Below are 16,648 nucleotides of genomic sequence, written 5' to 3' on the forward strand. Positions count from 1 at the left end.
GCAGATGTGAGGCACCGAGCATGAAGACGTATTGTTCATACTTCAAGTGTCCGGGAACAAAGCAGATGCGGTACCCTGTGAACGCTTATGGATGAAGATCGGAAAGACGAGGTCATATGAAACAGGATTATCCCCATTTCCGTCGGCTGTGGAACCGGGTGGTGGCAGCGCTCATGGGCGCGGCATTTATCCCCCTGATTGTGATCGGCGGCATTTTTTCCTTTTACGCGGTATCGATTTTCAAAGACAGAACCGTGGAGATGCTGGTCCACGACACGGATACCCGTCGAAAACAGTTGGACAGCCTGTTCAACGACCGGGTGGCGACCCTCAAACTGGTGGCTCAGATGCCTGCGGACATCCTCACGGTGCAGGAGAAGTTCGACGCATACGCCCGGACCGTGATTGAAAAATACCCCTGGATTCACGATCTGGAAGTATTCGATATTCAAGGCAACCAGCTCGTCCACCAGGGACACTTGGCCCGGGAAACCCGCAATTACGCCGACCGCACCTGGTTTCAACAAGCCGGCGCTACGGGTGTCTGGATCAGCGACCTGGAACTGGGCTATCGACAGGTGCCGCACGTCAGTCTTGCCGTACGTCGGGAAAAGGGTCCACCGTTTCTGATCGTCCGCGCCAGCCTGGATGGCGGAGACCTTCAGCGGCAATTGCAGCCAAACTGGAAAGCGTTCACGGCAACGGACGTCTTTCTGATAGACCGCCGGGGCGATTATCAGGCCCGCCTGCAGCCGGACCGCCCCCTGATGGTCGCCTCGGGTCTGGAGCAGCAGCAACGCTTCGACGGCGTCCGTATTCAGGAAAAGCAGGAGAATATCCAACTGACCACCTGGCTCTCCTCGGTTCCCTGGGTGCTGGGGGCATGCTATAAACCGAAAGAGGTGTTCGCCCCGGCGCTGGAGATGCGTTATTTCGCCCTCTGGAGTCTGGTTCTCGGGGGGATCGTGATTTTCTTCCTGGTCCTGCTCACCGCCGACAGCCTGGTCAACCGCCTGGAGGCCAAACGGCAGCGCATCCATCATTTAAACGCCCAGATGCAGCGAAGCAGCTACATGGCATCGACCATGGAGTTGGGAATCGGCTTTCTGGAAGAGATCACCGACCGTCTGGCCAGCATTACGGTGGCCGCCGAATGGTTGGAAAACCACCTGTCCGGCGAAGCCACCGCCCCGGTTGCCGAAGATCTCAAGCAAATCCGCGAGTCGGCCGTTACCGGGCGTAAGCGCCTCAAGCAGTTTCTCGAGAATCTGCGCCCCCGGCCGCCCGTAATTACGGATGTGCAAACGGTAGATCTGATCGAAACCGTGGTCACCTGGCTGAAAAAGGAACTGGCCCTGCGCTGTATCCGGGTGGTATGGGACAGTGACGAGGATGTTCCCGCAATACGGACCGAACCCGGCAAACTGCGGCATGCCTTTCAGAACATTCTGCTCAATGCCCTGACCGCCGTTGATCGTCACGGGGAAATTCATATCGCCATCAAAGACGAGGGCCCCCAGGTGGCGGTCACCATCACCGACAGCGGATGCGGAATCCCCTCCGAGAATCGGGAGCGGATTTTCGAACCCCTTTACACAACCAAACCTGACGGAACCGGCCTGGGACTTCCGGTGGCCCGGGATATTTTCCAGGCCCTGGGAGGATCACTGATTCTGTCGCAGTCATCATCTAAGGGAACGACGTTCAGAATGGTGCTGCCCAAACAGTTCCATGGATTTGCGGATGTCGGACGGAAAGTCCAGACCGCCAACGCATCATGATCCGGCGCGAACAATTGAAAATGGCCATCGATGCCATTTATGCCGTCGACCGCGAAACCGGCTATGGGTTGGGGACGTTGTTCGACGACGCCCGCATCGCCATCCCCGCGATTGAGGGTGCGACGGTCCGCTCGGAAAGCGGGTGGGATGTTCACTATTACTTCGACGGACAGCGGGTGGACCTTCCCGCAACCGCTATGGTGGCCGATGGCATTGCCACCCTCGAGCAATCGCTGGTATTCAAATGGGGAGAACTTCGGGAGAAACAGGCATGGGGAGAACGTTGGTCGGCAGGAGATCTCCGGAAACTTGCAGGAACCATCCGGCAGGCTGGGGCGGCGGCAGTAGTGGAATACGAACTACGCCGCCTGGATCACCGCCCTGACGAGCTGGATGTGCCGCTGCGGATTCCCGCCTGCGAAGACCGCGGCCCTCACTTCTGTGGAACCCTGGCCGCCGGCCAGCCGGCCCATTTCATGCCGCTGCCGCTCAACCGGATAATGCTGCTGCAGATCGCCGGCCAACGCTTCGAATTTTTCAACGTTCGATATATTCTGCGATGCTGGTCGGATAAAACCCTGCCGTGGATCTATGCGTGCATTTCCCGGCAACGGGTCCTGGGGCTGGTCAAACTTCGCCTGCACGGGCATTCGACCGCTGCCCGTCTCGAAATCAAATATATTGCCCGCTGCCGCCCGCAATACGGCGACACCGAAACGCCCACCCGGGGAATCGGAACCTTTTTGCTGGCCGGCTGTTGGATGCTGTGGCACACATTTTATCCGCAGGCCTGCCATATCTTTTTGGACGGAGAGGTGGGCGCGCGGCGGTTTTATCTGAGCTGCGGTTTCCGGGAACAACGGCTGTGCCGCTATGTGCTCAAATCGCCCCGGGGGTATCTGCCGATCGCCATTGCGGATCTGGCGGATGACCGCCGGCCGCCGACCCGCCATCAGCAAAAACGGGTCCAGGCCCTCATCGAAACGACGGTTAAACGGTTTTACGGCCTGGGCAAAAACCGGCAGCGCCATTTAAAGCTGGCGTTTATCCAACGCTGCCTGATGTCCCGCCGGCAACCCTATCCGGCAACCACGGCCCTGGCCCTGTTGCTGAAACATCAGACCCGCATTCCTGAAGCGGCGGCCCTCATCGACCAGGCCACGCGCACGGGCAAAGTGCGCATCGCCGGGGAATCCGCCGATGCCAAAACCACGATCCTTGTCGTTGACGATGCCCGTTTTGCCCTGCACCTGGAGAACATCTTTCATCTGGAAAGCCCCAAGCGGTTCGAGGCCTTTCGGCGGGCCCTGGCCCATCCCAGCGTTGTTGGCCGATGGTATTCAATGGCGATCGCGCCGGCGACCCATGAGCAACTGCTTTGGGTGCATACCCCCGCCTATCTGGACCAGTTGGAAAAAACCGCCGGAAAACAGCTCGTTACCCTGGATCTGGACACCCAGACCACCGCACACTCCTGGGAAGTGGCCTGTCTGGCCGTGGGCGGTGTGTTCCGTCTGCTCGACGGCATATGCAACGGGCGGGCCAGGCGGGGGGTGGCTGCCGTCCGGCCTCCCGGCCACCATGCCGAACCGGATCGGGCCATGGGGTTCTGCCTGCTCAACAATGTGGCCCTGGCCGCACGCTACCTTCAAAACAGCCACAGCATGGCCCGCATTATGATCGTCGACCTGGATGCCCACCATGGTAACGGAACCCAGACCGCTTTTTACGGGGACGATTCGGTGTTGTTTGTCTCCACCCACCGCTTTCCGGCCTATCCGGGAACGGGGAGTATCGGAGAGATCGGCAGCGGACCGGGCAGGGGCTTCACCGTAAACATCCCCTTGGGAAAAGGTTCCGGGGACCGCGATTTTACCCTGGTTCTCCGCCGCATCATCGCCCCTCTGGCCCAGGGCTTCGGGCCGGATTTCATTTTGGTTTCGCTGGGATTCGATCTTTATTTCAATGACCGCCTGGGAGGCATGCAGGTTACGCCGAAAGGCTACGGAGATCTCACCGCCATGCTCATTCAAATGGCCGAAAGGGTGTGCCTGGGACGCATCGCTTTCATTCTGGAGGGCGGCTACAGCGTCAAGGGCATCGAGGAATGCGGCCTTTGTTTTCTCCAGCAGCTTTGCCGCCTGGACCACGCGGACGCCCCGTGCCTGGATTCGAAAAGCCGCAACAATAGAACGACTTCCCCGGTTGTTTCCAAGGTGATCGAGGTTCAACGCCCCTTCTGGCCCTCTTTGGCATGATGGCTTGGCATGATGCGGTTTTTTTAGATTCGAATTCCATCCTCCAAAACCGCTGTCGCCTTCACCGGGCCAACGACTACCGGAGAGACACCCCTGTCATCCATTTGTGGACATCCTGGCAGACCTTCGGCCCGACCCATCGCTACGTATGCGCAAATCCCCCCGATAAATCAACGCGTAAATGAAACCTGAGGTCTATGGTCTTGTTGGCATGTTCCTTGATGTATCGATCAAGCATCGGGCGGCTTGGCATGTTGAACCGATCCGCCCATGAGCCAAGGAGGAAATATGCCCAAGCAACCATTGCCCGTCGCGGAACAGGCCCCTTCCACCGAGGAAGGCCGGAATCGGCAGGACCGCTATAAACGGCTTTTCAGAAGGTTTATCGTTTTGACCCTGGTCTGCTCGGTGGTGCCGCTGCTGCTGGTTGGTTGGGGCATGCGAACCCAATATCATCGTTTCGCCGAGGATCGGGTCATGGCGGCCTTTCGCAACGAGGTGCAGCACCACCGTATGGTCATCCAACTGTTTTTCAAGGAAAACCGCTCCAAACTCGAACTGATGGCGGCCAGCCACAGCCGGCAGGATCTGGTTCAGCCCGGACAGTTGAGGCTTCTTTTCGACCACTTCAACCGGGAGCAGTGGACCCTGACGGATCTGGGCGTCATTGATGCCCGGGGAACCCATCTGGCCTATGTGGGGCCTTACGACCTGCTGGACAAGAATTACCGGGAGGCCCACTGGTTCAAGATGGTCATGGAAAAGGGAATCTACATCAGCGACATGTTCATGGGCTTCCGCCGCGAACCCCATTTCATCATTGCCGTCCGGGGCCAGGATGCCGAAGGCCCGTGGATCCTGCGGGCCACGGTGGACACCGAGGCGTTCCGTGCCCTGGTGGAACACGTCATGATCGGTCGCACCGGGGAGGTGTTTCTCGTCAACAAGGATAGCGTCTACCAAACCACGCCACGCTACAGCGGCCGGATCATGGAAACCGCTTCCATGGCCGCCGGTGCGGTGCACCCCGGCATCCGCGTTCGCCAGGAGGCCGCCGATGCCGGTTTCAACGGCGAACGTCCGGTGCGTCAGATCGTGAGCACCGCATGGCTGGAGACACCTCAGTGGATGCTTGTGGTCCGACAGGACCTGGACGAGGCTTTCGGCGCTCAAAAACAGGTCGATTTTGCCGTTCTGGTCTTTCTTCACGTGAGCGCCGCCGCGATTCTGGTGGTTACCATGCTGGTGACCCGTTACATGCTCAAGCTGGTCAAACGCCGGGACGAGGAGGCCGAAACCCTCAATCGCCAACTGATCCAGGCAAGCAAAATGGCCTCCATCGGCGAGCTTTCCGTGGGGGTGGCCCATGAAATCAATAACCCCCTGGCGATCATTTCCACGGAGCGGCAATTGGTGATGGACGCGCTGCGACGGGCCGGAGAGATGGATTCGGACTTCAAGGCCCAGCTGGAGGATTCCATGAATCAGGTCGATGTCCAGATCCAGCGGTGCAAACACATCACCCACAATCTGCTGCGGTTTTCCCGCCGGACCCAGTCGGTCATCGAACCGATCGATATCAATGCTTTCATCAGCGAGGTGATCGAACTGATGGCCCGTGAAGCCAAATCCTCGGGCATCACGTTTTTCGAGCGTCTGTCTGCGGATGTGCCGCCGATTCAATCGGATCTTTCCCAGTTGCAGCAGGTTCTCCTCAATCTGATCACCAACGCCATCGATGCCCATGAGAACAAGCAGTACGGCTCCATTGCCGTCAGCACGTCCTATCTGGAATCCAAAGCAAGCGTTGAAATCGTGGTGTCGGACACCGGCTGCGGCATCCCAGACGACAAACTGGCCCGGGTGTTCGATCCCTTTTTTACGACCAAGCCCATGGGAAGGGGAACGGGACTGGGGCTCTCCATCTGCTACAGCATTGTCAAGCGGCTCGGCGGACGGATCGAGGTTTCCAGCGTAGCCAACCAGGGATCGGATTTTACCATCCGGCTGCCGCTTCGGTCGCCGGAGGCAACCAACGGATACGGCCCCGGAGAGGAGGCATTGGAAAAAGCGGCCTGAACCGAAACAACGGCCAACCAAAATTTTTCATAGAAGACAAAGGACCCCTATCGAAAGGAGGCTGTGATGATCGGATCGAAAATAATGCTGGTGGACGACGAGGCCATTTTTACCAAAAACATGCAACGCCTGCTGGACGCCAGGGGATACAGGGCGACAGCGGTCAACAGCGGTGCGGAGGCCATCCGGTTTCTGGAGAAGGAAGATTTCGACGTGGTCGTGCTGGACCTGAAAATGCCGGGCATGGACGGGTTGACCACCTTGAAGGAGATCAAGAAGCTGGGACTGTTCACCCAGACCTTGATTCTTACCGGCCACGGCTCCATCGACACGGCCCTGGAGGCGGTCAAGCTGGGCGCCTACGACTACCTGACCAAACCCTGCGAAATCGACGAACTGACGGCCAAGATCGAGGGCGCCTGGGACAAAAAGGACGATCTGCACAAAAAGGACATCCAGGAAAAAGTGCAGCGGGTAATCGAGTCGCCCAAGGATGCCTTGCACGTGTTCGCCAGATAAATGAAACCGGTACCGGGCCGCATTGAACGATGGAAAGTTTGTGCCCGACGGCTCAAGAGCGAAATTCACGCCCTCTGGCTGGCCTGCCGGGACCCCCGGGTTCCCCGGCGGGCCAGACTGCTGGCGGCCCTGGTGGCTGCCTATGCCCTCAGCCCCATCGACCTGATTCCCGATTTCATCCCCGTGCTGGGCTATCTGGACGACCTGATCCTGCTGCCGTTGGGCATCCTGCTGGTGGTGAAGATGATTCCCAGCGAGGTGTTGGCCGACTGCCGCGCCAGGACCAAAGAGGCTTCGCTGCAAAAGAAAACCTCCGGCGCCGTTTTGGGCGCGGTGATGGTGGTGGTTTTGTGGCTGGCTATTGTTGCCACGGTCTATTTTCTTGCCATTGAGGCGAAGGGTTAATTGCCGATAATGATGTTATGGACGGCATGGACCCAGTGGACGAAATGGACGGGATGGATGGTGGGTATGGTTAGCCGTGAACCCCTGATTCCCAAGCATGGCGGCTATCGCAAGCTGAAGAGTTTTCAGCTCGCTCAATTGGTTTACGATCTGACGGTGCGCTTTTGCGAGCGCTACGTGGACCGCTTCAGCCGCACCCGCGACCAGATGGTACAGGCCGCGCGCAGCGGGGTGCAGAACATCGCCGAGGGCAGCCAGGCTTCGGGAACGTCCCGGAGAACCGAACTGAAGCTGACCAATGTGGCCCGGGCCAGTTTGGAAGAACTGCGGCTGGATTACGAGGATTTTTTGCGCCAGCGGCGCCTGACGGCTTGGGTGCGGGAGGACCCGCGACGAGTGTCGCTGATTGCCCGGCGGTGTGAAACGGTTGATCAAGTTGCCGGATGGGTGAAGGCGGTGCACGATGGACAATGTGGACCCAGTGGACGGAATGGACAGGGTGGACCGTCCACTTCGTCCACCAAGTCCATTCCGTCCACCACCTACCCCGAAATTGCCGCCAACGCCGCCCTGGTTCTGATCGCCGTAGCCTGCAGCCTGCTCGACCGCCAGATTGCCGCCCAATCCAAAGCCTTCGAGAAAGAAGGCGGTTTCACCGAACGCATGTACCGCGTGCGGTCCTCCCGCAGAAAATCGAGGCCAACTGGCGGAAGACATTAAAGCCCCTGCCCCAAACCGCCAATAATCCCCCCATGCAATCCAATTGTTCGCAGTTCTAAACGGCCTGGAAAAAATTGCTCCAGGCCTATCTGATTTCTTTGATCATCAGCCTGGTCATCGGTGCATTGCTAATGAAGGCCGGCCTCGTTGCTCCGGAGACCGTATTTGAAGCCTCCACCCGACGGATCTCACACGCACTTCCCGTTTTTAATCTGGGTCTCCGGGCAGGCGTCGATTTAGGGGTGCTGTTGTTTGTCTGGAATGTCCTGGGCGCCCTCGCCAACTTGTCTTTCCTCTATACGGCCTCTCTTTTCAATCCGGAGCAATTGGGCTTGTCGCCCCGCGGCCTCAGAAGAATTTTTTGCGGATCGCGAAGAATGAAGCTGCTTTGCTACCTGCCCGGGTGTTCGAAAATCGAAGTGGAATCGCTGAGGCGGCTGTATGTCTGGCTAATGGTGCCACTGTTGGGCATCTTTTTACTGGGGCTTGAAAGCGGCCTGCAGGTAGCGACAGCCGACGAAATCAACGGATCGTATTTATCGGCCGCCGTTTCGCTATTACCCCACGGCCTAGTTGAGATCCCTATCTTTACCCTCGCCGGCGCCGTTACCTATTCGGCTCATCTTCGCATCCGGGAAACGGCGCAGCAGAATCTGACCCGGACGGTTTTTCAAACGTTGGAGGTCCATCGAAAGGCCATGCCGATCAAAAGAATGATCTGGATCGTGGTCTGCGGTCTCCTGCTTTCCGGGTTGGTCGAGGCGCATGTCACGCCTTATCTGATGCGTTCGATTTAAAAGACGGGCTTCCCCACCGAAGCGGGGAAACCCGGAACCTGAAAACGTTTTACACTTGGCGAAAAACGATCCGCTCTCCTTCCGCCTCGGCGCTGATCCGGGTGCCTTCCATGATCTTGCCTTCCAGGATCTCCATGGCCAGGGGGTTTTCGATCAACCGCTGGATCACCCGCTTGAGCGGCCGGGCGCCGTATACCGGATCGAAGCCCTCGCGGGCGATGAGGTCGCGGGCCGAATCGGCCAGCACGAGCTCGATGTTCTGTTCGGCCAGCCGCTTGCCCAGATGCGCCATCTGGATATCGACGATGCGACCGATCTGCTCCGGCTCCAGGTTCAGGAAGATGATGGTTTCGTCGATGCGGTTGAGAAACTCCGGCTTGAAACCGGCCCGCAGGGCCTCGAAGACCCGGCGCTCCATCTCCTCGCGGTTGCGGCCGCCCAGTTCCTGGATGCACTGGCTGCCGATGTTGGAGGTCATAATGATGATGGTGTTCTTGAAGTCCACGGTTTTGCCGTGGCCATCGGTCATGCGCCCGTCGTCGAGGATCTGCAGCAGCACGTTGAACACCTCGGGGTGGGCCTTTTCGATCTCGTCGAAAAGAACCACCGAATAGGGCCTCCGCCGCACCGCTTCGGTAAGGTAGCCGCCTTCGTCGTAGCCCACATAGCCCGGAGGGGCGCCGATGAGCCGGGAAACCGAATGTTTTTCCATGAACTCGGACATGTCGATGCGCACCATGGCCTGTTCGCTGTCGAAGATGAACTCGGCCAGGGCCTTGGCCAGCTCGGTTTTTCCTACGCCGGTGGGCCCCATGAAGATAAAGGAACCAATGGGCCGATTGGGATCCTGCAATCCGGACCGTGCCCGGCGGACCGCATTCGAAACCGCCTCGATGGCCTGCCGCTGTCCGATGACGCGTTGTCCCAGCCGCTCTTCCATCTTGAGCAGTTTCTGACGTTCGCCCTCCAGCATGCGGCTTACGGGAATCCCGGTCCAGCGGGAAACGACCTCGGCGATATCCTCGTCGTCCACCTCTTCCTTGAGCATCTTCTTGTCCGCCTGCAGCGCTTCGAGATCCTCCTTGGCCTGCTCCAGCCGGCGTTTCAATTCGTTGCTGCGGCCGTAGCGCAGCTCGGCTACCCTGGCCAGATCGCCCTCCCGCTCGGCGCGCTGCTCCTCGATGCCCAGTTGCTCCTGCTCTTCCTTGATCCTGCGAATGTTCTGAATCAACCCCTTTTCCTGCTCCCAGTGGGCTTTCATGCCGGCAATCTGGGCCCGCATGGCTTCCAGGCTGTCTTCCAGTTTGGCCAACCGCTCTCGGGACGCCGGGTCGGACTCTTTTTTCAGGGCTTCGCGTTCGATTTCCGCCTGGAGGATCTTGCGCTGGACCTCGTCGATCTCCACCGGCATGGAATCGATCTCGATGCGCAGCTTGGAAGCGCACTCGTCGATCAGATCAATGGCCTTATCCGGTAAAAAGCGGTCGGCAATGTACCGGTCGGAGAGCGAGGCCGCCGCCACGATGGCAGAATCCTTGATGCGCACCCCGTGGTGCACCTCGTATTTTTCCTTCAGCCCGCGCAGGATCGAGACGGTGTCTTCCACGGTGGGCTCGCGCACCAGAACCGGCTGGAAGCGCCGCTCCAGGGCTGCGTCTTTTTCGATGTACTTGCGGTACTCGTTTAATGTAGTGGCCCCCACGCAGCGCAAGGTGCCGCGGGCCAGGGCCGGCTTGAGCATATTGGAAGCGTCCATGGAGCCTTCGCTGGCGCCGGCACCCACCAGGGTGTGCAATTCGTCGATGAAAAGGATCACCTCGCCTTCGGCCTTTTCCACCTCCTTGAGGACGGCCTTGAGCCGGTCTTCGAATTCCCCGCGATACTTGGCCCCGGCGATCAAAGCGCCCATGTCCAGGGCCACCAGTTGACGGTTTTTCAGACTTTCGGAAACGTCGCCCGCCACGATGCGCTGGGCCAGGCCTTCCACGATGGCGGTTTTGCCCACTCCGGGTTCGCCGATGAGCACGGGGTTGTTCTTGGTTCGGCGGGAGAGCACCTGAACGATGCGCCGAATCTCCTCATCACGGCCGATGACCGGGTCCAGCTTGCCGCTTCGGGCCATGTCGGTCAGATCGCGGCTGAATTTCTTCAAAGCCTCGTATTTTTCCTCCGGGTTGGGGTCGGTGATGCGTTGATTGCCGCGGATCTCCTGCAGTACTTTCAGGATGGCATCCCGGTTGACCCCGGCTTCGGCCAGAATCCGAGATGCTGCACCGGATTTTTTGTCGCACAGGGCCAGCAGGATATGCTCGATGCTGGTATATTCATCCTTCATTTTGCCGGCTTCGGCAAAGGCGGCCTCCAGTACACTTTTGGCCGCCGATGACAAATAGACATCGCCCACGCCGCTGACCTTGGGCAGCCGCTCGACGGCCTTGCCCGCAGCCGCGGCGATGCCGTCCCCCGAAGCGCCCAATCGTTTGAATACCGACCGGGCCACTCCCTCTTTTTCTTCCAGCATGGCCGCCAGCAGATGCTCCGGCTCGATCTGCTGATTACCGTGGTTGGATGCCTGTGTCTGGGCATTCTGGATCAGCTCCTGGGATTTTACAGTAAACCGGTCAAACCGCATACTCTCCTCCTGATATCGAACAAAATTATGAGTTGGTCTGTATTTTGCAGTCGAAAGATAACCACCTCACGAATGATGTCAATTCGCTGGAACACATGGATTTCAAAAACAATTCACCAGATACCGTCTTTTTCGGAAAAAATATTTGCCGGAACCATTCATCCAACGACTTGACGACCCAATGCGGTTATGCCAAAAGATTTATTCGTCAGCGGACCAATCTACGAAGATGAAAATGACTGGCTGACCTTCCGGAAAAAGACGCTCGGTGACGGACCGTCAGGCCCGGTCCGATGAGCAACCGGTAAATGGATATAAGGAGTTTTAATGTCCGGTTTTACCCCCGTCCGAGTGGATCAATTCGTTGCCCAATACCTGCGCAACCATAAAGATACCGACGGAGACACCCTTCGGGCCGCCGTTGAAGATGCCCTCGCCGCCTTTCGCCAGGGAGTCCGCTGCGCCTGCGGCCGGCCGCTTTGGGTGGCGGGATCGGCGGTTGCAGGATACGGCTGTTTCACCTGCATTACCGGATCGGCCGAACCCGACGGCGATCCGGAAATCCGGGAAGCCTGCGATGCCTTTCTGGTGGACAGCGACGATCCGGAAGATCGTGTTGCCCAAGTTGCCGATATTTTAAAAAATTATCCCCAGGATTATCGGCAACGGCTGGAAGAGGTCGGGTTTGTCTGGCAGGATGACGAATACGACCTGTTGTACGAAGAAGAGGCCAATGAGGAACGCCAGGCGGTGCCGGAAACGGAAAACCAGCGCCACCTGATCCACTTTTTAGAGTGCGGTGGTCCGGTCACCCGGCAGGTGATCGAGGCCTACATGCAAGAACGCTATACGCAAACCCCCAATTTGCCGCTGATCAGAAAGTACTTCAAACAGGCCAATGTCAACCTGAAGGCGATTCTGTTGGCGGGCCTGTCCGCCAATCCCACAGATCTGGATCTTCTGGATGACCTCTCGTACTTCAGCGAGTTTGACAGCATGCTGGGCGAGTTGATTCATTTTTACAAAGACGCCTGCATTCGGGAAACCGATATGGAGCGCTTTTCCCTGCTTGCCCAGGATTTTCATATGAATACCTACGATCAGGGTTTCGACGCCCTGTATGAACTGCATACGATCTTTCAGTCCGGGGCCAAGGGCGCCGTGATTCAGCATCTCGCCGAAACCATCGACGAAGATCTGAATGCGGAGGACATCCCTTTCTGAAAACCAGTCAGCGCCTCATCAAACACCTCCCCCAGGATTTCGATCGCCCGGGTGAGGGTGGCTTCGTCAGCCATGGTGTAGTTAAGCCGCAGCGTCTCTTTTCCCTCCCCCGGATGGGCGAAAAAGAAGGTTCCGGGAACAAAAGCGGTTCCCCTGTCCACGGCTGTGCGATTGACCGCTTCCATGTCCAACCCCATGGGGCCCTGCACCCACACGAACATGCCGCCGTCCGGGCGGGTCCAGGAGAACGAATGCGGAAAGAAGCGTTCCATGGCAACCAGCATGGCCTGCTGCCGGGGACGGTACAATTCGATGATTTTGGGCAGGTGACGGGCCAGGTGACCGCCGGAAAGATACTCGGCGGCCAGGGCCTGATCGAAGGTGCTGGTGTGCAGGTCCACCCCTTGTTTGGCCAGTACCAGCCAGTGGCGCACCAGGTCCGGGGCCAGGCAAAACCCCATGCGCAGGCCCGGGGCAAAAACTTTGGACAGTGTCGAGACGTAAACGACATGCTCCGGGGCCAATGTCTTGATGGGTGCTATCAACGCGCCCCCATAGCGTAAATCGCCGTAGGGATCGTCTTCCACCAGAAGGGTGCCGTGGCGCTGAATGATTTCGGCTACGGCCAGGCGCCGCTTCATTGGCAGGGTGCGCCCGGTAGGGTTTTGGAAATTGGGTACCATGTAGATGAACTTGACGGAGTGCCGGGCAAGGGCCGCGTCCAAGGCATCGGGTAGCATGCCCTGGTCATCGGTATCGATTTGGACGTAGCGGGGTTCGTAGGGGGTAAATGCCTGCAGGGCTCCGAGATAGGTGGGGGCTTCCAGGGCCACACGGTCGCCGGGACTGATGAGGATTTTCCCCAGGCCGTCCAATACGCCCTGCGAACCGGTGGAGATCAGGATCTGCTCAGGCGTGGCGACGATGCCCTTGGTTTCCAGATAGGCCGCCAAGGCCTCGCGCAGGGGTGGAAACCCCTCCGTAAGACCATACTGAAAGGCTTCGGAACCGAATTTTTGCAAAACAGCTTCCGTGATTTTCTCGATGATAGCCATGGGAAAGCTCCGGGGGGCGGGGATGCCGCCGGCCAAAGAGATCGTTCCCGGCCGGGACACGACCTTGAGGATTTCGCGGATAGCACTGGCCCCCATGTTGCGGGTGCGTCCGGCCAGCAGATTTTCGGCAAGCATGTCTGTTTTCTCCCTGATTAATAAAAACCGGTCGTTATTTTTTATGCCCACAGATCACTGTTCATTGTTCACCGGATCATTTTCTCAGTTGCTGAATATAAAACCGCAGCTGGTCGTTGGTCTGCTCGAGGACGGCCTTGTCTCGGCTGGACATGTACAAGGTTGCGGCACCGTTCAAGGTGATGACGATGAAATTGGAAATCTCCCGATGGTCCAAACCCGGTTTGAGAATGTCGCTGCGCTCCGCTTCCGCCAACCAGGACTGAAACAGCTTCGAGAAACCGACAAAGCCTTTGAGGATGTGACGGCCCATGCGGTCCGACTGCCCGGTCATCTCTACCAGCATGTTGACGAAAAAGCATCCCCCGTCAAACACGTCTTTGCCTAGATAGTCCAACAGCACATTCTCGATGGTTCGCTGGATGCGTTCGAGCGGGTCGACAGCGGAATTCAGGTTGTTGAAGACCGCCGCTTTCCAGATCTGAACCGCATCGTCGTATACCGCCCGCCAGACATCCTCTTTGCTTTTGAAATGGCAGTACAGCCCCCCCTTGGTCAGGCCGGTCGCCTGGAGGATGTCGCTGATGGAGGTGTTGAAATATCCCTTGACGGAAAAAAGTTGGAGAGATTTTTCAATGATGTTTTTACGCGTCAATTCGCCCTTGACCGACATGGTTGCATCTCCCTTGTAAAAAACCAACCGGTCCTTTTTATTTTTTCGAACCTAAAAAGTCAACATGGAATTGAGCCTCTATAAAGGCGCGGTAAAGGGTGACTGGCTTGTAAAAAGTAGGAATTCGTAGGTTGGTGTCATCCCTGCGCATGCCGGAATTCGGTCATTCCACTACATTCTGGATGCCGGATCAAGTCCGGCATGACGAGCCTGGGACTTCTTACGAGATCATCAATGGTGGCCCTGATGTTGAACGGAGGCGGTTCAATCACGCGGTCTGTTGGCGGCCAAAATGCGGTCGGAAAAGGCTGCCCCGCACCAGGCCAGCCAGATGAACGGCACCGGCAATCAGGCTGAGGGTGATAAAAGAGAGGATAAAGCAGGTTAGAAATGCCAACAGTGCGGCGCTCATAGCGGCAAGAATAAAATCGATCATGCAACTTCTCCTTTTCCTGGGTTAATTGGTGGTCGATTGTCAATCATTCACAATTACAGCAATTTTGTTGCCAAAATCTTTTCCGAGATTGAACCAATTGTTTTTAAAGGTTAAAATTTCATCTGCCGGTATGCCTTCGCCGAAGCCAATCCCATTCAGTTGAGAAATATAGGGGAGTGTTTACGGAAAAAAGGGAAAAGAATGTAATACCTTCTGTATTCGATTTGAGATTCCGAGAAGGGGCTATCCCTTTGGCCAAACAGCGTTTGACTGACAGTTATGTGAGTGGTATTTCGTTGGCCTTCGGCGTTCTGGAAATCGCCGAATTCCTTGGATCAACCATTGACATCCTTTGCAACAGCGCTACGTCCGGATCAATACTGTCATGAATGACGGATACAAAATATTTCGGGATGCCGTTCGCGAAACAGCCGATGGCTGGCTGGCAGACGGGCTCCCGTCTCGCCAGGTTCTGGAAGAATCCGCCGCCCGACTGCGCAATTTCCGGAAACAAATGCAAATTCAAGGACTTTGGGAGAAACCGCCCTGCATGGTTACCGCGACCCTGGACGACGGTTTGGGACAGGGACTGGAAATCATCGAAAAATTTGCCGACGCCATCGGCATGCGATTGGTCTGCCTGGGGTTGCTGCAACCGGCAGCGGCCGTTGTCGATGCCTGTCTGGACGAAGAACCCGATTTTCTGGGAATGACCATCCTCCATTTCGATACCGAGGAGGAGCTGACGACAATTGCTGCGCAATTGCCGCAAAAAACCCGCATCGTTGCCGGCGGACCGGCCTTTACGGGAGATCCCGACTTTGCCGACCGTACCGGCACCCATTATGCGGCCAAAAATGTGGCGGCGTTTCTGCGACTCATGCTGAGCGACGCGGTAGACGCTCATTGACGGTCCGTTTGGATGAACGCCTATTTTTGATGAACGCGTAAAAAGTCGCATTTCCGAAAAACCGATCCACCCGAGACGATGCCGATGGCTTCGAACCAATCACAGATGAGTCTGCTGCCCGGGCTCTTTATCGCCTTTCTCACCATTCTCTTCGGGGCCAATGCCGTTGCCATCAAACTGACATTGACCGGCATGGGGCCCTTGACCACCGCCGGATGCCGATTCGCCCTGGCGGCCGTGGCGATCGCCGGCTGGGCCCGTATCACCGGCCGCCGCTTTCGCATTCAGCCGGGACAGGCATTCCAACTGCTGGTCATAGCGGTAGCGTTCACGCTGCAGCTTAGCCTGTTCTATCTGGGACTGGAACGAACCGAAGCCTCCCGGGGAGTGCTGATCGCCAACCTGCTTCCTTTTTTCGTGCTGTTTCTCTCCCACTATTTCATCCCCGGGGAGCGAATCACCTGGAAAAAATTTGTGGGCATCCTGCTTGGTTTCGCTGGGGTGACGGTGCTGTTCTCCGGTGCTGAGCGTTTTTCCGATTCGATTCGGGTCGGAGATCCTATTGTCCTGGCAGCCGTGGTAATCTGGTCATGTAACGTGGTCTATACCAAGAGCGTCATCAATGCTTACGAACCGTTTCATCTGGTGCTTTATCCCATGATCGTTTCGGTGCCGGTCTTTTTTTCGGCCGGTTGCCTGTGGGACCAGCGGATGTTTTTCGACCTGAATCCGGTCGTCCTGGGTGCCTATGCCTATCAGGGCCTGGTTACTGCGGCCTTCGGTTTTGTGGCCTGGAGCACCATGCTGAAACGATACGGGGCGTCCACCTTGCACGCCTTTGTTTTTATCATGCCCATTGCCGGGGTGGTGCTCAGCGGCATCGTGCTCGACGAGCCCATCACTCCCAATCTCCTGGTCGCCATGATTTTCATTGCCGCCGGCATTTTAATCGTTCATATCAACCCGAAAAAGCCAAGTTTTACCTTTCCCCTGGGCCGCGGGTTGTGAGATATTCGTAAAGACG

14 protein-coding genes are annotated in these 16,648 nt (G+C 57.5%); 10 read left to right on the top strand and 4 right to left on the bottom strand.

Features of this window, described 5'->3' with window-relative positions; genetic code table 11:
• The first annotated feature begins 116 nt into the window (after positions 1-116).
• The 7 genes from GN111_RS19755 (at position 117) to GN111_RS19785 (ending at position 8,559) form a co-directional block, all read left to right on the top strand.
• Positions 117-1,781 (top strand): sensor histidine kinase, encoded by a 1,665-nt coding sequence (locus GN111_RS19755; RefSeq protein WP_155305398.1) that lies wholly within the window; start codon positions 117-119, stop codon positions 1,779-1,781.
• Positions 1,778-4,039, top strand: a complete 2,262-nt coding sequence (locus tag GN111_RS19760; protein WP_155305399.1) for a histone deacetylase family protein — start codon at positions 1,778-1,780, stop codon at positions 4,037-4,039. The genes GN111_RS19755 and GN111_RS19760 overlap by 4 nt, the downstream gene beginning before the upstream one ends.
• Before the next feature lie 288 nt (positions 4,040-4,327).
• Positions 4,328-6,118 carry a sensor histidine kinase gene (locus GN111_RS19765; protein ID WP_170302375.1) on the top strand — a complete coding sequence of 597 codons (1,791 nt, stop codon included), beginning with the start codon at positions 4,328-4,330 and terminating at the stop codon, positions 6,116-6,118.
• A gap of 66 nt (positions 6,119-6,184) precedes the next feature.
• Entirely contained in the window at positions 6,185-6,637 is a 453-nt protein-coding gene (locus tag GN111_RS19770; RefSeq protein WP_155305401.1) for a response regulator, read from the top strand.
• Entirely contained in the window at positions 6,638-7,042 is a 405-nt protein-coding gene (locus GN111_RS19775) for a YkvA family protein (protein ID WP_155305402.1), read from the top strand.
• A 66-nt stretch (positions 7,043-7,108) separates the two neighbouring features.
• Positions 7,109-7,762 (top strand): four helix bundle suffix domain-containing protein, encoded by a 654-nt coding sequence (locus tag GN111_RS19780; protein ID WP_155305403.1) that lies wholly within the window; start codon positions 7,109-7,111, stop codon positions 7,760-7,762.
• Positions 7,763-7,836: 74 nt separating this feature from the next.
• On the top strand, positions 7,837-8,559 hold the full coding sequence (locus GN111_RS19785) for a stage II sporulation protein M (RefSeq protein WP_155305404.1): 723 nt from the start codon (positions 7,837-7,839) through the stop codon (positions 8,557-8,559).
• 49 nt (positions 8,560-8,608) lie between these two features.
• Here GN111_RS19785 and clpB read toward each other — a convergent pair whose 3' ends face one another.
• Positions 8,609-11,191 (bottom strand): ATP-dependent chaperone ClpB, encoded by a 2,583-nt coding sequence (gene clpB / locus GN111_RS19790; RefSeq protein ID WP_155305405.1) that lies wholly within the window; start codon positions 11,189-11,191, stop codon positions 8,609-8,611.
• Positions 11,192-11,518: 327 nt separating this feature from the next.
• On the opposite strand from clpB, the gene GN111_RS19795 reads away from it, so the two are divergent.
• On the top strand, positions 11,519-12,415 hold the full coding sequence (locus GN111_RS19795) for a hypothetical protein (RefSeq protein WP_155305406.1): 897 nt from the start codon (positions 11,519-11,521) through the stop codon (positions 12,413-12,415).
• Here the strand turns inward: GN111_RS19795 and GN111_RS19800 are convergent.
• The 3 genes from GN111_RS19800 to GN111_RS19810 form a co-directional block, all read right to left on the bottom strand.
• Complete coding sequence (locus GN111_RS19800; protein ID WP_155305407.1) at positions 12,358-13,605, bottom strand: aminotransferase-like domain-containing protein; 1,248 nt, start codon at positions 13,603-13,605, stop codon at positions 12,358-12,360. The two genes, GN111_RS19795 and GN111_RS19800, sit on opposite strands and share 58 nt — an antisense overlap.
• A 76-nt stretch (positions 13,606-13,681) precedes the next feature.
• Complete coding sequence (locus GN111_RS19805) at positions 13,682-14,278, bottom strand: TetR/AcrR family transcriptional regulator (RefSeq protein WP_155305408.1); 597 nt, start codon at positions 14,276-14,278, stop codon at positions 13,682-13,684.
• A 268-nt stretch (positions 14,279-14,546) separates the two neighbouring features.
• Positions 14,547-14,714 (bottom strand): hypothetical protein, encoded by a 168-nt coding sequence (locus GN111_RS19810; protein ID WP_155305409.1) that lies wholly within the window; start codon positions 14,712-14,714, stop codon positions 14,547-14,549.
• Positions 14,715-15,099: 385 nt separating this feature from the next.
• Between GN111_RS19810 and GN111_RS19815 the strand changes: the two genes are divergently transcribed.
• Entirely contained in the window at positions 15,100-15,624 is a 525-nt protein-coding gene (locus tag GN111_RS19815) for a cobalamin-dependent protein (protein WP_155305410.1), read from the top strand.
• Positions 15,625-15,708: 84 nt separating this feature from the next.
• Positions 15,709-16,632: a DMT family transporter gene (locus GN111_RS19820; protein WP_197740388.1), complete on the top strand. Its 924-nt coding sequence runs from the start codon at positions 15,709-15,711 to the stop codon at positions 16,630-16,632.
• Positions 16,633-16,648: the final 16 nt, after the last annotated feature.

It is taken from the genome of Desulfosarcina widdelii (assembly GCF_009688965.1).
Taxonomy (GTDB): Bacteria; Desulfobacterota; Desulfobacteria; order Desulfobacterales; family Desulfosarcinaceae; genus Desulfosarcina; species Desulfosarcina widdelii.